This is a genomic window from Lysinibacillus agricola (assembly GCF_016638705.1).
Lineage (GTDB): Bacteria > Bacillota > Bacilli > Bacillales_A > Planococcaceae > Lysinibacillus > Lysinibacillus agricola.
This window is the reverse complement of record NZ_CP067341.1, coordinates 1,787,184-1,804,961: the sequence shown is the minus strand read 5'-3', so window position 1 is coordinate 1,804,961 and position 17,778 is coordinate 1,787,184. Positions and strand designations below refer to the sequence as shown.

21 protein-coding genes are annotated in these 17,778 nt (G+C 38.7%); 5 read left to right on the top strand and 16 right to left on the bottom strand.

The window, feature by feature from the left end; translation table 11 throughout:
- Nucleotides 1–175: 175 nt before the first annotated feature.
- The 7 genes from dinG to FJQ98_RS08590 form a co-directional block, all read right to left on the bottom strand.
- On the bottom strand, nucleotides 176–2,947 hold the full coding sequence (gene dinG / locus FJQ98_RS08620) for an ATP-dependent DNA helicase DinG (RefSeq protein ID WP_053593539.1): 2,772 nt from the start codon (nucleotides 2,945–2,947) through the stop codon (nucleotides 176–178).
- A 201-nt stretch (nucleotides 2,948–3,148) separates the two neighbouring features.
- Nucleotides 3,149–3,337, bottom strand: a complete 189-nt coding sequence (locus FJQ98_RS08615) for a hypothetical protein (RefSeq protein WP_201406673.1) — start codon at nucleotides 3,335–3,337, stop codon at nucleotides 3,149–3,151.
- A 115-nt stretch (nucleotides 3,338–3,452) separates the two neighbouring features.
- Complete coding sequence (panD, locus tag FJQ98_RS08610; RefSeq protein ID WP_053593540.1) at nucleotides 3,453–3,836, bottom strand: aspartate 1-decarboxylase; 384 nt, start codon at nucleotides 3,834–3,836, stop codon at nucleotides 3,453–3,455.
- A gap of 1 nt (nucleotide 3,837) precedes the next feature.
- Nucleotides 3,838–4,692, bottom strand: a complete 855-nt coding sequence (panC, locus tag FJQ98_RS08605) for a pantoate--beta-alanine ligase (protein WP_053593541.1) — start codon at nucleotides 4,690–4,692, stop codon at nucleotides 3,838–3,840.
- Nucleotides 4,692–5,528, bottom strand: a complete 837-nt coding sequence (gene panB / locus FJQ98_RS08600) for a 3-methyl-2-oxobutanoate hydroxymethyltransferase (RefSeq protein WP_053593542.1) — start codon at nucleotides 5,526–5,528, stop codon at nucleotides 4,692–4,694. Before panB ends, panC begins: the two co-directional genes overlap by 1 nt.
- A 366-nt stretch (nucleotides 5,529–5,894) precedes the next feature.
- The gene (locus FJQ98_RS08595) at nucleotides 5,895–6,656 is read right to left on the bottom strand and encodes a CPBP family intramembrane glutamic endopeptidase (protein ID WP_053593543.1); all 762 of its coding nucleotides are present in this window, start codon (nucleotides 6,654–6,656) and stop codon (nucleotides 5,895–5,897) included.
- Entirely contained in the window at nucleotides 6,647–7,231 is a 585-nt protein-coding gene (locus FJQ98_RS08590; protein ID WP_075807194.1) for a TetR/AcrR family transcriptional regulator, read from the bottom strand. Before FJQ98_RS08590 ends, FJQ98_RS08595 begins: the two co-directional genes overlap by 10 nt.
- Nucleotides 7,232–7,384: 153 nt before the next feature.
- Between FJQ98_RS08590 and FJQ98_RS08585 the strand changes: the two genes are divergently transcribed.
- The 3 genes from FJQ98_RS08585 to FJQ98_RS08575 are packed head-to-tail and all read left to right on the top strand — an operon-like array spanning nucleotide 7,385 to nucleotide 9,130.
- The gene (locus FJQ98_RS08585) at nucleotides 7,385–7,696 is read left to right on the top strand and encodes a PadR family transcriptional regulator (RefSeq protein WP_053593545.1); all 312 of its coding nucleotides are present in this window, start codon (nucleotides 7,385–7,387) and stop codon (nucleotides 7,694–7,696) included.
- A gap of 1 nt (nucleotide 7,697) precedes the next feature.
- Nucleotides 7,698–8,297 carry a DUF1700 domain-containing protein gene (locus tag FJQ98_RS08580; RefSeq protein ID WP_053593546.1) on the top strand — a complete coding sequence of 200 codons (600 nt, stop codon included), beginning with the start codon at nucleotides 7,698–7,700 and terminating at the stop codon, nucleotides 8,295–8,297.
- On the top strand, nucleotides 8,297–9,130 hold the full coding sequence (locus tag FJQ98_RS08575) for a DUF4097 family beta strand repeat-containing protein (RefSeq protein WP_053593547.1): 834 nt from the start codon (nucleotides 8,297–8,299) through the stop codon (nucleotides 9,128–9,130). Before FJQ98_RS08580 ends, FJQ98_RS08575 begins: the two co-directional genes overlap by 1 nt.
- Before the next feature lie 85 nt (nucleotides 9,131–9,215).
- Here the strand turns inward: FJQ98_RS08575 and FJQ98_RS08570 are convergent, their stop codons facing one another.
- On the bottom strand, nucleotides 9,216–9,428 hold the full coding sequence (locus FJQ98_RS08570; RefSeq protein WP_143114650.1) for a hypothetical protein: 213 nt from the start codon (nucleotides 9,426–9,428) through the stop codon (nucleotides 9,216–9,218).
- Between the two features lie 235 nt (nucleotides 9,429–9,663).
- Here FJQ98_RS08570 and FJQ98_RS08565 point away from each other — a divergent pair, with 235 nt between their 5' ends.
- Nucleotides 9,664–10,038 (top strand): GNAT family N-acetyltransferase, encoded by a 375-nt coding sequence (locus tag FJQ98_RS08565; RefSeq protein WP_343069260.1) that lies wholly within the window; start codon nucleotides 9,664–9,666, stop codon nucleotides 10,036–10,038.
- 460 nt (nucleotides 10,039–10,498) lie between these two features.
- Here the strand turns inward: FJQ98_RS08565 and FJQ98_RS08560 are convergent, their stop codons facing one another.
- The 7 genes from FJQ98_RS08560 to FJQ98_RS08530 form a co-directional block, all read right to left on the bottom strand.
- Nucleotides 10,499–11,482, bottom strand: a complete 984-nt coding sequence (locus tag FJQ98_RS08560; RefSeq protein ID WP_053593549.1) for a biotin--[acetyl-CoA-carboxylase] ligase — start codon at nucleotides 11,480–11,482, stop codon at nucleotides 10,499–10,501.
- Between the two features lie 164 nt (nucleotides 11,483–11,646).
- On the bottom strand, nucleotides 11,647–11,832 hold the full coding sequence (locus tag FJQ98_RS08555) for a hypothetical protein (protein ID WP_143114652.1): 186 nt from the start codon (nucleotides 11,830–11,832) through the stop codon (nucleotides 11,647–11,649).
- A 183-nt stretch (nucleotides 11,833–12,015) separates the two neighbouring features.
- Nucleotides 12,016–13,194, bottom strand: a complete 1,179-nt coding sequence (locus FJQ98_RS08550) for a CCA tRNA nucleotidyltransferase (protein ID WP_053593551.1) — start codon at nucleotides 13,192–13,194, stop codon at nucleotides 12,016–12,018.
- Complete coding sequence (gene bshA, locus FJQ98_RS08545; protein ID WP_053593552.1) at nucleotides 13,181–14,326, bottom strand: N-acetyl-alpha-D-glucosaminyl L-malate synthase BshA; 1,146 nt, start codon at nucleotides 14,324–14,326, stop codon at nucleotides 13,181–13,183. Before bshA ends, FJQ98_RS08550 begins: the two co-directional genes overlap by 14 nt.
- 32 nt (nucleotides 14,327–14,358) lie before the next feature.
- On the bottom strand, nucleotides 14,359–14,763 hold the full coding sequence (gene mgsA / locus FJQ98_RS08540) for a methylglyoxal synthase (protein WP_053593553.1): 405 nt from the start codon (nucleotides 14,761–14,763) through the stop codon (nucleotides 14,359–14,361).
- Nucleotides 14,764–14,781: 18 nt separating this feature from the next.
- Nucleotides 14,782–15,579 carry a 4-hydroxy-tetrahydrodipicolinate reductase gene (dapB, locus tag FJQ98_RS08535; protein WP_053593554.1) on the bottom strand — a complete coding sequence of 266 codons (798 nt, stop codon included), beginning with the start codon at nucleotides 15,577–15,579 and terminating at the stop codon, nucleotides 14,782–14,784.
- Nucleotides 15,579–15,914, bottom strand: a complete 336-nt coding sequence (locus tag FJQ98_RS08530; RefSeq protein WP_053593555.1) for a nucleotide pyrophosphohydrolase — start codon at nucleotides 15,912–15,914, stop codon at nucleotides 15,579–15,581. The genes dapB and FJQ98_RS08530 overlap by 1 nt, the downstream gene beginning before the upstream one ends.
- A gap of 115 nt (nucleotides 15,915–16,029) precedes the next feature.
- Between FJQ98_RS08530 and FJQ98_RS08525 the strand changes: the two genes are divergently transcribed.
- The gene (locus tag FJQ98_RS08525) at nucleotides 16,030–16,899 is read left to right on the top strand and encodes a YitT family protein (RefSeq protein ID WP_053593556.1); all 870 of its coding nucleotides are present in this window, start codon (nucleotides 16,030–16,032) and stop codon (nucleotides 16,897–16,899) included.
- A gap of 164 nt (nucleotides 16,900–17,063) precedes the next feature.
- On the opposite strand, the gene FJQ98_RS08520 is transcribed toward FJQ98_RS08525, so the two are convergent.
- The gene (locus tag FJQ98_RS08520) at nucleotides 17,064–17,738 is read right to left on the bottom strand and encodes a zinc metallopeptidase (protein WP_053593597.1); all 675 of its coding nucleotides are present in this window, start codon (nucleotides 17,736–17,738) and stop codon (nucleotides 17,064–17,066) included.
- Nucleotides 17,739–17,778: the final 40 nt, after the last annotated feature.

Here is a 17,778-nt window from a genome sequence, read left to right as displayed (position 1 = left end):
CTCGGGGTAACTTATATTTTGCTTCGCCATTTGCCCTCTTTCTCTGAGGAGATGACTTTTATCAAACCGACTTGGCATTCCACTCCCTATTCTCTCTGCCCAAGCCATACTTATAGGCTAAATTTAAACCCTACACAAAAACCCCCTTTAGCAAAACTGCTAAAAGGGATTCCATTTATTTCTGCCAATTATTAAGTTCCTTTATCAACTCAGGTAGCTGCAATTTCTTTACATCAATCGGTGGTAGAGCGTTGATAAACTCCTTACCGTACGACTTTGTTGAAATGCGGCGGTCCAAAACGATAAAGGCTCCTTTGTCCTGTGATGAACGGATTAAACGACCAAAGCCTTGTTTAAAACGCATGATGGCTTCTGGTAGTGATAACTCATTGAAGGAATTGCGACCTTGTGCGGTAATATGTTTTGCTCGTGCCTTAAATACAGGCTCTTCTGGTGAGGAGAACGGCAGGCGTACAACAATAACCGATGCAAGTGCATCACCTGGAACGTCTACACCTTCCCAGAAGCTGTTAGTACCAAAAAGAACGGAGTGACTAAACTTTTGGAATGATTTCAAGATTCGCATACGGCTACCACCTGTGACGCCTTGTGCAAAGAGCATATAGTCATCAAGGAGTTCACTATCTTGAATAAGCTCCACTGTTTTTCGAAGCATGTCCTGTGCGGTAAATAGGACAAAACAACGTCCTTCAGTCATCCGTACCGTGCGTGTAATGGCGTGCGCAACTGCTTCGATATATTCATCCTGTGACACATGTTGAATATCAGGCATATCTGTGACAATAAATGCCTTCGCTCCTGCATAATAGGATGGTGGCGCTTGTAGCTTTATCACTTGCACACTATCAGAAATACCAAGCTGACGCGTCACAAAACGCTCATTGCCTGGCACAGTTAATGTCCCTGACGTCCACACAATACTTGCCTGCTTACGAAGTGGCGCAAGTACTTCTTCGATAATAGGCGTGACATTAACAGGCTTTTTAAAGACATGCAAGCTTCCTGGAACACTACGTAAATCAAATTCTAGCCATACTGAATTATCATCATGTGACGATAGGAAAATTTCCTCCCACTCAGCGATTTTGACCTTCATTTCACGGATCCAATAATGCCACTCTGATAATATATAGAGCTCGTTTTTATTTAATTGCTCAATATTATTTTCGAAGGCCTGGCCTACTTCTGCAGCAAGATCAAGCCATTGTTGTGTGAGTTTGCTCACTTGTAAAAGCGGTTCTTTTGCTAGCGATATATCCTCCAAAAATAAGGTGTATTTGCTACTAACTTGTTTACCTTTTATTTGCTGCTGCATTTTTTGCACTGCTCGCTGAATTGTTTCATCAAATGTTCGTTGTAGGCGTATAAATTGTGCATCTAGTCGCTGCAAGCTTTGCATAGAAACACGTTGTTTTTTCTTAGCTGCCTGACTAAATTGTTGGAATAAGGCAGTTTCCTCCATTGTTCCAATTTGACCGAAAATGTACTTCCACTGCGTATAGGAGAAGACTATTTCGTCCTGCTGCATTGCGGATTGTACAAATTGATGTGCTTCATCAATGATCCATCCGTCGATTTGTGTAAAGATAGGTGTTTGACGGACTAAATCACTGAGTACCATGGAATGGTTGGTTACAATACAATCGGCAAATTCACTATTTTTTAACGCTTGCTCATAGAAATCAAAGCCCTTTGAAGATTTCTCATCAGGCATTTTGCGGATTTTCTCTAAAAATAGCTGTCCACCACCAGAAACATTGAGCTCACTTAACACACCAGTTTCTGTTTTCGTAAGCCAGACGAGAATCTGCAAAATCGTAAAGGTATCATCATAGGATTCATCAGCATAAGCCATACATTGCTCGAATCGTGCAACGTCAATATAATGCTGCATGCCCTTCAGAACAGCAATATTTACTTTAGTGCCAAGGATTTTTTCAATCTTTGGTAGTTCTTCTTCAACAAGCTGCTCCTGCAAGTGTGATGTATATGTGCTAATCGCAATTTTTTTATCGACTGCTCGAGCATACAAAATCGCAGGAAGTAGATAGCCCGCTGTTTTACCAATACCTGTTGAGGCCTCAATAACGCACTCTCTTTTGTCATTTAGCGCATGCCAAATAGTATCCATCATCTCGAATTGTGCAGGTCGTTGCTCAAAATTCGGCATCGCCTTTGTCATTAATGATGTTTTATCAACTGCTGATCGTGGGTACGATACAATCTCTGCATTATTTGAATGCTTTTTTCTTCCATCACAAATGGCCAAATTACGGTAGTAGGAGACATTCTCATTGGCAGTTATATGCTGTCGTTTAATTTGAAGAGCCTCGAAGAAAAGCTGGGATAAATTTGATTTTAATCTGAATGAACGCTTATGCATTTGTTCAAGAGTTAGCTGTGGGAGACCGAGTAGCTCCTTCCAGCAACGTTTAAAGAGCTCAGCCGTTGCACGCGCATCGTCGTCTGCTCGGTGTGCATTTGTTAGCTCTATATTTAAATCTGCCGCTAAATCACCTAGCTTAAAGCCGAGTGACATCGGGAACAATATTTTTGCAAGCTCAACCGTATCCATCTTTTTACCCTGCCATTTCGGTAAGCCTGCACGCTTGAATTCTGCTTGTAAAAAGGATAAGTCAAAATCCGCATTATGCGCGACAAATACACAATCAGCAAGCAGTTCATATATGTAGTCGGCATGTGCCTCAAACGGCAAGGCATCCTTTACATCCTCATTGGTAATATGCGTTAAATCCTGAATGAAAGTTGGAATGGCCTTACCTGGATAAATAAACTTCGTATACGTTTTTTCAATTTTCCAATCTTTCATAATAACAATTGCTATTTGAATCATTCGGTCCCCATTTGCCGGTGAATGACCAGTCGTCTCTAAATCTACAATTGCATACTTTTGACTTTCCATCATACATCTCAACTCACAGTTCACATTAGATAGATGAATTTTATCATATATTTGGCTCAGCGGCATCCCATCACCACTGTTGATTGGTCATAAAAAAGACTTCTGAACGATTATCAGGATTTATAGTAACAATTTTCAAATTAATATATAATATTTGTAAAAACATGGCCCGTCACCATAACGTGTGATTGATTTACGTTCCGACTAGGCGCTTTGTTGCTGCCGCTTCGCTTTCGCACAGATAAAACATTTGTTGCTGCCGCTTCGCTTTCGCACAGATAAAACATTTGTTGCTGCCGCTTCGCTTTCGTACAGATAAAACATTGCCGCTGACGCTTCGCTTTCGCGCAGAGCAAAGCTTCCTGGGGCGTCCGATGAGTCGGTAAATCTCATATTTAACTTTTTTCACTACAACAAAAAAGTGTACATCATTAAAATTAATTTAGTAATGTACACTGTTTTAATATATTGTCTTTAAAGTTACAAAGTAGTACCCACTTTTATCACACTACATCACTGTTGCTTCTGGCTCATAGGATATCATTTCTTTAATAGTATTACCTTCTCCCATAATGGCTACTGTTGGCTGATGATCTTTTGCCTCTTTATTATCTACATACACATAAGAAATAATAATTACAATATCTCCCCGTTGTACTAGTCGTGCTGCTGCACCGTTAACACAAATAACGCCTGATCCACGCTCCCCTGCAATAATATAGGTTTCAAAGCGTGCCCCATTGTTGTTATTAACGATATGCACCTTTTCGTTTGGTAGCATACCTACTGCATCTAAAATATCCTCATCAATCGTAATGGACCCAACATAGTTTAAATCTGCCTGTGTCACTGTAGCACGGTGGATTTTACTGTTCATCATCATTCGTAGCATTTTACAGCCCTTCTTTCACATTAAAGATACAATTATCAATTAAACGAGTTTTACCAATAAAGACGGCCGCTGCCAACAGGACTTGCTCCGTTTCAGCTGTTACTGGTGTTAAATCTGGATACGCTAATAGCTCAATATAGTCAATTTCCCCATGTGTACGGGCTGCAATATGTGCCTTTGCTTTAGCAAGCGCATTCGCTGCATCACCATTTGCTAAAAAGCTATCACGAGCAAGCTGTAACGCTTCATTAATTGCAGGTGCTTCAAGACGCTCCGCTTCACTTAAATAGACATTACGAGAGGATTTGGCTAAACCATCCTCCTCACGTACAATGGGTACTACTCGCATTTCTAACGAGAAGTTAAAATCGCGTACCATCGTTGTAATAATAGCCACTTGTTGTGCATCCTTTTGTCCGAAATAAGCTCGTGTTGGCTGTGCTACATGAAATAATTTTGATACGACCTGTAAAACGCCATCAAAATGTCCTGGTCGGCTCGCCCCACAAAGAATTGTTGCCTGATCACCCGCATGAATACGAATGCCACCATCGTGAGGATACATTTCTTCAACACTTGGTGCGAAAATAATATCTACACCGACAGACTCTGCCAATGCAGTATCCCTTGGCAAATCACGCGGATAGCTTTCAAAGTCTTCGTCTGGCTCAAATTGTGTTGGGTTTACAAATATACTCATAACGACTAAATCATTTTCGGCACGAGCCGTTTTTGCCAACGTTAAATGACCCTCATGTAAATAGCCCATTGTTGGAACTAGTCCAATTGTTTTTTGGGCTTGCTTAGCTGCTTGGACTTCTACAGTTAATGCTTCTATAGTAGTTACGACTTTCATTACTTTACGCCCCCATATAGCTGATCCAATGCTTCTTCTTTCATCGTGAAGAAATGCTTCGGTGCAGGGAATGTACTTGCTTTTACCGCTTCCACGTAACTAGCAATTCCACGGCTTGCTTCTGAGCCCATATTAGCAAACTGTTCCACAAATTTCGGTACATGATGTGAACCGTAGCTTAACATGTCATGATAAACCAATACTTGTCCATCAGCCTCCACTCCAGCTCCAATACCAATCGTTGGAATAATAAGATTAGCGGATACCATCTCTGTTAGCTGATGCGGAATACATTCTAAGACGACTGCACACGCTCCAGCCTCTTGACATTTTTTTGCATCTTCAATGAGTTTCGTTGCCTGTTCAGCTGTTTTACCCTGAACTTTGTAGCCACCAAGCACTCCTGCTGATTGAGGTAATAAACCTAAATGAGCTACCACCGGAATGCCAGCTGACGTTAATTTACGAATTGCTGGTAGAACATCGTCTGCCCCCTCTAACTTTAGTGCATCTGCTCCTGTTTCCTGCATCATAAATACCGCTGTTTTCAACGTCTCGTTTACATCACCATGGTACGAACCAAATGGCATATCAACAACAACAAACGTATTCTTTGCCCCGCGGCGCACTGCTTTTGCATGATGAACCATATCGGCTACTGTTACTGGCATTGTAGAATCATAGCCTAGTACTACCATACCTAGTGAATCTCCCACTAGAATCATATCTACGCCTGCTTCCTCGGCAAATTTTGCAGCAGGATAATCATATGCAGTTAGCATAACGATTTTCTCACCTGCCGCCTTCATCTTTAAAAAATCTGAAGTCGTTTTCATCATGTAGTCCTCCTTTTTTTAAGGAAAGAAAACAGAAAAACCCCTCTGTTCCTAAAATGGACAGAAGGGTAGTGTTTCGTTCGTCATCAAAAATCACCTCACGTTTTTGAATAGAGGCCATAACTTAATAAAGGGGGTAATCAAGTGAATTGCCCATTCCATTAAATTAAGTTATATTTTTGAACGCTTGTTTTCTTCCGTCCCTGTCATTAAAAGATCAAGGCAGATATTTATTGTAAATAGTTCTGACGTTTTGAAGGTGCCGTTCACAAAAGGATACTGCCCTTCGCACATACTATAACAGATTCCCCTAGTAATCTTCAAATATTATTTTCTAATAATTACGATTTATAAATATTTCCAGATTCAAACCATTCGTTTCTGAAGGCTTGATTTTCGATAAACTTCAAACACTGTAAATAGGAACAGAGCCAATAATAATGTTAATAAACCAGACATTACATTTGTAACAGGTACAAAGACATTCCATAATGAATTGATGAAAGCGTGGAAAATAATACAGAGAAAAATACTTTTAGTGGATAGGTAAATGATCGTCAATAAAAAGGATAGCGCTAAAGCTGTTAGGGAAAACCATAGGAAGTTCATATTCATTTGGTTTGATCCAATGACAAACCATAATGGCAGATGCCAAACTGTCCAAATTACACCAACAATTATTGTACTTATGAAGGGAGACCATCTTTTTTGTAATGAAGGCTGTAAAAAACCACGCCAGCCGATTTCTTCCAACCCACCACCAATAATCATGATCGGCAATTCAAATAACGCCAAATACATTGGATTCTCCATAGTTGCTCCGCCCCATAGAGTTGGTAAAAAACAAGCCAAAAATGCTAATCCGATTGCAAATATGTACCAAGATACAGGATGCTTAGGATTTTTCACATTATGGATAAATGATTTGAACTCGTCTTTAGTCGAATATTTCTTTTTTAGCCAAATCTCACAAATTGCTGGAGTAATTCCGCCAAGAATAAATAATAACATTGATATCGCATTGCCAAACTTCAGCAAATCTAGCTGCGTTAATAAGGCTAAACTCCCCCATATTATCCAAGACGTTGCAAAGGTATAAAATAGAAATCTTCTTACCTCTATTCCCAACTTGTATCCTCTCCTTCTTTCGTACCCAATAGTAATAATACGGATTTGCAAAGTGTCTTCATCAAACGAATCTCATCAAACTGCACTTGATCATTTGAAAACACCCCGTAACATTTTTGCAAGACAACGTCCCTCACAATGCCATCAATGGATGTCATCATAAAAGTAGATAGATTCTCTATCGAAATCTCTGGCTGAAAGCACCCTAAAGAAATCCCCTCATGAATTGAATGAAGAATTTGCTGCATCAAGTATTGTCCGCTTTCATTCTCAGCAATGTTCGATAAAATTTTCTTTTGTCTATCTGGATGGTTTGCACATAAAATTGTGAGCTCAAATTGGATTTTACCAACTGTTGATAAGTTTTCCATAATGTACTCACCAAGAAAAGTAAATAAATTAATGATCGTTTTTGTGGGAGAATTACTCGTAATTATAATTTCATCGATAACATGTTTATAGTCTGCCTTAGCATTTACCTGATTAATGACATCAACAAGTATCTCGTCCAAATCTGAATAATAACGATAAATCCCACCTTGACTTACTCCTGACGCTTTTATAATGTCTCTCATCGTAATGTCATAGAGCGGCTTAACACTTTTATTTTCCGCATAAACTTTTTAATAAAATTTGACAATTAATGCTATACGTCATATACTATCAAAATACTATACGACATATAATATAAAACCTCGTATAGGTAATAAAATGTGAGGTGAGAAAAGATGACATTTCAGCTTGGCTCAGCTTTACTTGACGCTTGTGTACTGGCCATCGTCGATAAAGAGGATGCTTATGGCTACTCATTAACACAGCAAGTACAATCTGTGATGGATATATCAGAATCTACGCTGTACCCAGTATTACGTCGCTTACAAAAAGCAAATTATTTAACAACCTACGATCAGCCCTATCAAGGCAGAAATAGACGCTATTACCAAATTACCAAGCAAGGTCGAATACGATTACTGGAGCTATTAAAGGAATGGCATATGTATAAAGAAAAGGTTGATTATGTACTTTTAGGAGGGAAATAAGATGAATAGAGCAAGCTATTTAAAAAAGCTACGGGGGAAATTACAACGTCTTCCAGCGCATGAGGTTGATGCTGCGCTTGCCTATTATGAGGAATATTTCGATGAAGCAGGAGAGGAAAACGAACAGCAGGTTATTCAACAGTTAGGCTCCCCTTCTCATGTTGCATCACAAATAATGGCGGACTCTGCATTAAAAGATTTAGAAGCAACCTCGACTTCGACTAAGAAGAATGTGACTGCTATTTGGCTCATCATTCTAGCAATATTATCTGCCCCACTTTCATTACCATTACTCGCAGTTGCTATAGCACTTATCTTTTCTTTTGGTGCAGTCATTTTCAGCTTTATCATTGCGATTATAGCAATTGTACTTAGTATCTTCTTCGGTGGAATTGTTGCACTTATTTCAGGCTTCTTCATTTTAACTCAGCATTGGCCAACAGCGTTACTCTTTATGGGTGTTGGCTTTATTGTAACAGGTTTGGGCATTCTGCTTTTCCCAATCGTTGCTCGTTTTATCAAAAAAATCGTTGTTGTTTGTGTTGAAGCATTAGGTAAACTATTCCATAAAATAATGAAGAAACGTAAGGAGGGATACTAATGACGTCTCGCCATACACATATCGCTATGACTATGATTGCTTTCGGCATACTGTTAGCCCTAGTTGGTTATTTCTCTGGTGGAAAATGGAGCTTTGTGTTAAATGATGAAGGCATTCAATTGCCAGAGAACAATAAACTAGTAAACAATTCCTATAAACTAGATGATTTCACTAATCTCAATATTTACAATCACTATGGAGATGTTGAAATTGTTACTAGTGATCGTTATGCATTAGAAACAAATGTTGTTAAAGATGGTGATGTGACGTACAGTATTAAAGATAATACATTAACTGTTGAAACAAAGGTTAAGAAGAAGAATGGTTTTCAATTCGGGTTTGGTAGCTTTAGAACTCCTTCTATTAAAATCTATGTTCCATCAGATGTAAAATTGAAAACCGTTGTCCTTGATAGTAATTTTGGGGATACAACCATTCGTGGCCTGAATTATCAGCGGTTAAATTTAATTGAAGATTTCGGAGATATACTATTTAAAAACACTACTGGTGATAAAACAGAGATTTCACAATCGTTTGGTGATATGAAGCTACAGCAATTTTCAAGTAATGGCTTCATTGCCGAAAGTGAACATGGTGATATTAACATTGATGGAACATTAAATGGTCAATCCACTATTACGTCTGACTTTGGAGATGCTACACTTCATTTACAAAATAAAAAAAGTGAACTTGGCTTTGAATTAGAAACTGACTTCGGGGATCTTACAGTCGATAACAAGGATCAAAACAGCAAAGTATCGCAATCTTACAACGGTGATAACCAACTAAAAGTAACACTTTCATATGGTGACTTACAGTTAAGGTTTAAATAAAGAAGGCTATAAAAATCATCTATTTATTATGATGATGTTAAGGCAGAATCACACTGTGATTCTGCCTTTATGATATGATGCCATATTAAAAAAGTATGGCTCTTGGCAAAACGAGGGGTTGATTTCCGTTCTGACTGGGCGCTTTGCCGCTGACGCTTCGCTTTCGCGCAGATAAAACATTTGTTGCTGTCGCTTCGCTTTCGCACAGATAAAACATTTGCCGCTGACGCTTCGCTTTCGCGCAGAGTAGAGCTTCCTGGGGGCGTCCGATGATCCCGAGGAGTCGCCCAGCCTCCACTCTGCCTTTTTAGTTTATATGATTCAGTTCTTCCCTCTGAATATTAGTAAGAATTTTCCGTTTATTGCACAATGATTCTGTACCCATATTTTAGAAATATAAATTAAATTCGAGCAGATGGATAGGAATTTTCATCAGAGCAATCGGTTCTTGTAAGTTAAGGCAGAATCTGAGGTGAATCAGGTCAGTTACGGCGTCAGCTTAGTCATAAAATACAATTTTTGAGGTGATCAATATGAAAATTAGAAAAGCAAATATTCAAGATGCTCAAGGTATAGGAAAAGTACATGTTGATAGTTGGCGAACAACATATAAAGGCATTCTTCCAGATGATTTTTTGAATAATTTATCTTACGAGCAGCGAACAGAGCTTTGGAAGAAGAATATTTCAGATGCTACGAATTATGTACTGGTGGCGGAAAATGAACAAGATGAAATAATCGGTTTTGCAACTGGTGGCACACGAAAAACTAATTCAGTACCGAATGCAATTGATTTAACTTCTATATATCTTTTAGAAGAATATCATGGAAAGGGTATCGGTAAACAACTACTCAAAGAAATATTCACTTATTTTAAACAAAAAGGATACGAAAAAGTATTTGTCTAAGTATTAGCAGAAAATAAAACACGTAATTTCTATGAATATTATGGAGCACAATATATCAATAACATCGAAATTAAAATTGGCGGAAAAATAGTAGAAGAGCTTATTTATGTATGGAATGATATTGATAAGGTTAAAGAAAAAATAAAGTAGAGAACTATTTAGATAATGGGGGGCTTGTAATGAAAACTATAGCGGGAACAATCTCTTTATCTGTTTCTTTTACTTTATTCATTTATTTGTTCGGACTAAAAATGGAGCATTCAGTTAAATATGACTCTGGATTCTTTTTTCTTCCAATAATTTTACTAATACTTTCTCTTGTTTTCTTTAGACAAGACTACAAACGAGAAAAAAATTAAAAATTTACGGAGCTAAATGTATTTCGAAAAATACGAAAGAACGTATATTTTCGGATTCGAAAATATACGTTCTTGTAAGAGTATGCTTGTCATTTATGTTACTATAAAATTTTTATATCTCCAGCATAAATTGTTCGGACAGTGCCATCATCCTCTGTTAGCTGTAGTACACCTTCATCGGTAATCCCACTGGCAATGCCTTCAAAGCGACCGCGTAAAGTTGTTACTTCAATACGTTGTCCAATGGTACATGACATTTGTTCCCATAGCATTTTAATGCTAGCAAAGCCCTCCTTCACGTATAATTCCGTGAATTGTTCTAAGTATTGTAAAATTGATGCGACAAGGGCAGCACGATTAATTTCCTCACCCGCTTCTAAACGTAAAGATGTCGCAATATCAGCAATTTCTGGTGAGAAATCTGAGTCGACTTGGTTTGCATTAATACCTATGCCTACTAGCAATGCTTGTACACGGTCCGCTTCAGCCTGCATTTCTGTTAATATACCAGTACATTTCTTACCTTTAACGAGTAAATCATTTGGCCATTTAATGGCTGGCTCAACATGTTTATATAATGTTTTAATAGCCATTGTAACCGCAACTGCTACGACAAGCGTATACGATGAAGCTTGCTGAGGAGTAACATCCGGTCTAACAATAATGGTCATCCAAATACCTGTACCATTTGCAGATTCCCACGGACGCGCCATACGACCACGACCAGCAGTTTGCTCTTCCCCGATTATGATGGTGCCATGCGGAGCGCCTTCCTGTGCAAGCTTATGGGCAATTGTTTGTGTTGAATCTACAACATCAAAATAATGAATTTCACGTCCAAAGCGTTCCGTATTTAAAAACAGTTCAATTTGTGTTGGACTTAAGCTATTTGGCACGCCAGTCAGCACATAGCCTTTTTTCTTTACAGTTTCAAATGTATAGCCTTCCTCCTGCAGTGTTTGCATATGTTTCCATACAGCTGTACGTGATACTCCAAGAGAATCTGCTAGCTCCTGACCTGAAACCGCTTCACCATTAGCAGCTAATATTCTTTTTAAAATTTCATCCTTCATGGAAATACTCATGCTAATCAATCCTTTATTAAACTCTGCTATATTTTTATTTGCTTACATAATATTGATTCAATTGTATTTATCATACTGTAAATTATGACAATTGACCACAATCTATCATCAAATATCTTTTAGCTATTCGTTATTCGTTATTTTTAACTATCGTTGGATCACCGTCATAACGAGTGGTTGATTTCCGTTCCGGTTGGGCGCTTTGTTGTTGCTGTCGCTACGCTTTCGCACAGAGAAAAGCTTCCTGGGGGCGTCCGATAAGCCGCTTGGGCCAAAAGGATGTTGGTCACGAAGACGTTATCACAGGACGTGATGCTCTTAGCCTTCGTTCCTCTATCGCTGATCCCCAAGGAGTCACCCAGCCGGAACGAAGGTCAACTTATACACATGGTAAGCGTTTAAACAAATGTCATCTCCAACTTTTGGTGATAAGCAAAAAAATTATAGAAACAAAAAATAGAGCTTAAATTAATAATAAGGAGCCGTCTCATTCATTTTTTGAGACCGGCTCCTCATTTAAAAATCGATGTTTATCATTCTTTTTTGAAATAATAGTGTTCTATCCAATTCTTTATCTGTTGTCGGTCATTTTCAAGCTTGCCATTCACAACTGCTTCAAGCATCGCCTGCAACGCTTCTTTTACCCAAGGTCCACCTTTTTGTCCAGACCATTTTATTAAATCTGTACCGTTTACAATGAGCTCTCGCTTGTGTCTAATGGGAAGCTTCGTCTGTATTTCATGAATACTTTGCTGTGGCATTTGAACGTCAAGCTGTCTCAGCTCCGCAAAATAACAAGCTGCCTCAAGTTCCTGTTGTGCATACAAAAAGTAATCCATATTCGTCCAGCCATTTTTTAATGCTTTTAAAGCTTCTAACACAGCTTTTACAAACGCCATCTCTTTATTCGATAAACGATAGCTACCTAGAACCTCTCGCCAATGATCGCCCTGTAGCAATGCAAAATATGCCCAGCCTAATAGCTTGTCCTGAGCGTTAAACTCATACCAGTAATTAGCTTGAAAATTACCATTCAAATAATTCCCTAAGCTACTTTCTTCAAGCTCTCTTATGCCATTAAAAACAGCTTTCCCTATCCATAGCTTATCGAGCTCTGCTTTTATGCGTTCTTTTGCAATCCAAGAAATATCAGCAGCTTTGTTCCGCATTGCTTGTAAGGTCTCTGATTCAATCTCAAAACCAAGCTGTGCTGAAAAACGCACAGCCCGAAGCATTCGTAAAGCATCTTCTGTAAAACGGATCTGTGCATCACCAACAGCTCGAATTATACCAGCCTCAATATCTTGGCGTCCTCCGTAAAAATCAACAAAAGAGCCATCACGACGCATAGCTATGGCATTCATTGTAAAGTCTCGGCGTTGTAAGTCTTCTTTCAATGAACGTACAAATTGCACTTCCTCGGGTCTACGGTGATCCGTATATTCTCCATCTGTGCGATATGTCGTTACCTCCACAGGTCCAGCTGGCACGATAACAAGTACCGTCCCATGCTGAATTCCTACATCAACCGTGTTATTAAAAATAGACTTTACTTCTTCTGGCATGGCAATAGTTGCAACATCTACATCGTGGGCAGGTCGACCGAGGATTGTATCTCGTACCGCACCACCAACGACCACTGCCTCAAAGCCAGCGTTTTCTAGTTGTTCAATAACTGAATAGGCTGCTTGCCATTCTTTATTGTTTTGCATGATTTCTTTCAGCAACCTTTTCGTACAATTTTTCATATTGCTCTACAATTTTAGATGAGTGGAATTTTTCATCAACAGCACGGATAGCTGCTTCTCGGAAACGTTGTAATTTCTCTTCATCATGCAATAGGTTCACTGCATATTCTGCCACTGCGTCCGTATCACCTAATTCCACTAAATAGCCATCTACACCATGCTCAATGACTTCTGGAATACCGCCTACAGCCGATCCAATACAAGGTACACCACAAGCCATTGCTTCAAGTAAGACAAGCCCGAATGATTCCTGCTGTGAAAGCAATAATTTAAGGTCACCTATGGCATATAATTCAGCCAAGTTTTCTTGTTTGCCTAAAAATAGAACATCCTTCATGTAGGGACTTTCCTTTACTTGATCCATTACACGATGCTTTTCTGGACCATCTCCTACAAGCAACAATTTTGCCTTCATGTTTGCACGAATCTTCATAAAAGAATCAACAATATCTGGAAGATTCTTAATTTTACGGAAGTTAGATACGTGAATAATGACTTTTTCATCTTCTTGAATCCCAAATTGTTCTTTTAAGTTCCCTGAATTGCGCGGGAAGTATTCACGTTCATCAACAAAGTTGTAAATCGTGTCAATTGGTTTTACCGTATCAATAAGCTCGTAGGTTTGTTGCTTTAATGCATCTGACACTGTTGTAACGATATCCGATTTGTTAATGCCATACTTAATTGCCTGTGAAAGGGTGGAATCTTGCCCAAGCACTGAAATATCTGTACCATGTAGCGTTGTGACAATCCCAACGTCACGACCACTCATTTCACGTGCTAAAACAGCACAGACAGCATGTGGTATTGCATAATGTACATGAAGCACATCTAGTTCTTCATCCTTAATCACGTCCGCCATTTTACTCGCTAATGCTATATCATATGGCGAATATTGAAATACTGAATAATTATTAACTTCTACTTCATGGAAAAAGACGGTTGGATAAATTTTATTCAATCGAAATGGTACGCTTGAGGTGATGAAATGAATTTCGTGTCCTCTCTCTGCTAGCATTTTTCCTAATTCTGTTGCAATAACACCAGAGCCTCCAACTGTTGGATAACAGGTAATGCCGATTTTTAGCTTTTTCATTCGATTATCATCCTTTCTAAATCACGTCTTTTTTAGTTTCGTCTTTCTTGAATCAGTCTCCAATCCACAAAGCCCTCTTGTAGGCCTTTTAGTAATATTTCTGCAGTTCCCATATTTGTGGCCAGTGGCACTTGATAAACATCACAAAGACGAATAAGTGCAGAAACATCTGGCTCATGTGGTTGTGCTGTTAAAGGATCACGGAAAAAAATGACCATGTCCATATCATTATTGGCAATCATTGCGCCAATTTGTTGGTCTCCACCTAGTGGACCTGAGCGAAAACGTGTTATCTCTAAGCCTGTAGCTTCAATAACACGTTGCCCTGTTGTACCTGTAGCATACAGCTTGTGCTCATTTAAAATATTTCGGTAAGCAATAGCAAACTGTACTAAATTATCTTTTTTACGATCATGTGCAATTAATGCGATTTTCATAAAGTTCCATCCCAATCTTTAGATGATGTTTTCTAAACCATATACAAGTTGATCCATTTTCATAACCTCTTCTACGCAGAATGCTACACCAGACATAAAAGAATTACGATTTAATGAATCGTGACGAATTGTTAATAGCTGCCCATCCCCACCAAATAACACTTGCTGGTGTGCCACTAAACCAGGTAAGCGAACAGAGTGAATGCGCATGCCATCAAATTCTGCCCCTCTTGCACCCTCAATTGTTTCCTTTTCCTCTGGATGTCCTTGAATTTTTGATGTTCGCACCTCTTGAATCAATTGTGCCGTTTTAACTGCTGTTCCAGATGGCGCGTCTAGCTTTTGATCGTGGTGCATTTCAATGATTTCAACATCAGGTAAATATTTTGCCGCTTCTTTGGCAAATTTCATCATCAGGATTGCTCCAATCGCAAAGTTTGGTGCAATAATACAGCCTAGCTCTTTTTCTTTAGCCATTGCTGATAATTCGTCTAGTTGTGCATCTGTAAATCCTGTTGTACCAATTACAGGTCGAACATTTAAATTTAAGGCTTCTTTAGTATGATTGTAAACTGCATGCGGGTTTGTTAAATCCACTAATACGTCTGGCGCAGTTGCCTCTACAAGTTCATGCATATCTGTAAAAATCGGTGCCGTATAACTTGCTGGAAACATTTCTAAATCAGCTAATGTTTTTCCTACTTCCTTATAATCTAGTACAGCTACTAATTCCATTTTGTCATGTTTCATAACTGTATGTACAGCTTCAGCCCCCATTTTTCCTCTAGGTCCTGCTATTGCTACACGAATCGACATCATTCTTCATCCTTTCTAGTCCAGCGACCCTTATCTCTTGTTTCAAATTTATGTATGACGCGTAAAAGTGCTTCATCCAATTTAATACCTTGTGCATTTGCAAAGCAAACTAAAACAAAGAAAAAGTCACCTAATTCTTCTTCAATACTATTCGCTTCCTCTGTACTCTTTTTCTTTTTTTGCCCGTAGACGTCCTGCACCTCGCGAGACAATTCTCCAAGCTCCTCTGTTAAACGTGCCAGCAACTCGAATGGTGGGAAATAGCCTTCTTTAAATTGCCCAATATAATCATCAACACGCTGCTGTAAAGCTTGCATTGTTACTTGTTCAGTCATCGAAATCACACTCCTACTTACCATCGTATAAAATTTACACCATTGTTGTCAAAAACAATAAAATGTCAGATAATAGATAGCACTACTTCATTTGTTTGGAACTCCAGGAGGTCATATGCTAAAACAGATCAAAATCCGCAATATCATTGCAATAATGCTCGGAGCAGCAATTTTTAGCTTTGGATTCGTCCACTTCAACATGCAAAATCAACTTGGTGAAGGTGGATTAAGTGGGATTACTCTCATACTTTATTTTACACTAGGCTGGGACCCTGCTTTAATGAATTTACTATTAAACATTCCAATGTTTATTATTGGTTATCGTTTACTTGGGAAAAAATCATTTATTTATACGCTTGTCGGAACTTTATCTGTTTCAGTTTTCCTTAAAGTTTTCCAAAAGTATCAATTTACCATTCATTTAGAGGACGATCTGTTACTTGTTGCTCTTTTTGCTGGGATTTTTGTTGGACTTGGGCTCGGTATCGTCTTTCGCTTCGGTGGTACAACTGGTGGTGTAGATATTTTGGCTCGCCTTGGGCATAAATATTTTGGCTGGAGTATGGGCAAAACGATGTTCATCTTTGACGCTATTGTCATTATCCTATCATGGCTAACGTTTTTAGATGCACGCTCTATGATGTATACCCTCGTTGCGGTATTTGTTGGCGCGCGTGTCATTGATTTTGTTCAAGAAGGAGCATATGCAGCACGTGGAGCACTTATTATATCTGAAAAATCTAGTGCCATTGCTGAGATGATTGCATTACGAATGGAACGCGGTATTACTATACTAGAAGGTCATGGCCATTTTACAAAGCAACCAAAAGAAGTGATTTATTGTGTCATTGGCCGCAATGAGGTTGTGCGCTTGAAATCTATTGTTCATGAGGTTGATCCACACGCTTTTGTATCTATAATAGAAGTCCGAGATGTTGCGGGAGAAGGATTCACGCTTGACGATCAAAAACAACCGCTGCATTAAAAATAAATACTAACAGTCGTTTTGCTCTCCTCAAATAAAAAAAGTTGATTACCACCTTACTTTTTCGTTGGAGGTGAGCATTTTCTAAATGTTAAATTGTAAAACCATAGTTCAGCGGATTAAAAAACTTGCTATAGTGAAATACCACTACAACAAGTTTTTTTTTAGTCGTCACTTCGCATATTTGTAAAGATTAACACTAAACGTAGTAATTCTAATACAGCTACTGCTGCTGCGGCAACATATGTTAATGCTGCGGCACTTAACACTTTACGTGCTGGACGCTCTTCTTCATTTGTAATAATTCCTAGAGAATTCATTTGCACTAACGCACGCTTTGATGCATCAAATTCTACTGGTAATGTTACTAATTGGAAAACCACACCAGCTGCTAATAATACGATACCTAAAAGTAAAAATTTTGGATTAGTTGCAAAAATACCAATCATTACAAATATCCAAGACATATTTGATGAAATATTTGCAACTGGAACTAGCTTACTACGTAATGTCAGCATTGAATAAGCTTCTTTATGCTGAATGGCATGGCCAACCTCGTGGGCAGCAACTGCAGCACCTGCAATACTTGCCTCATAGAAGTTACTTTCCGATAAAGCAACTGTTTTTGTTGCCGGATTATAGTGATCAGACAACACACCTTGCGTAGGAACAACTCGTACATCATATAAGCCGTTCGCATCTAAAATCGCACGCGCTACCTCTGCACCTGTTTGTCCCTTCATAGTACGTTCTTTTGCAAACTTATTATACGTGCCCTTTACTTTCATTTGTGCATAAAGTGGCAATAGCATAATAATTGCAAAATAAACAATATACATGCTTGTTGACAATTTTCAAACCCCTTTCTACCTCGATACT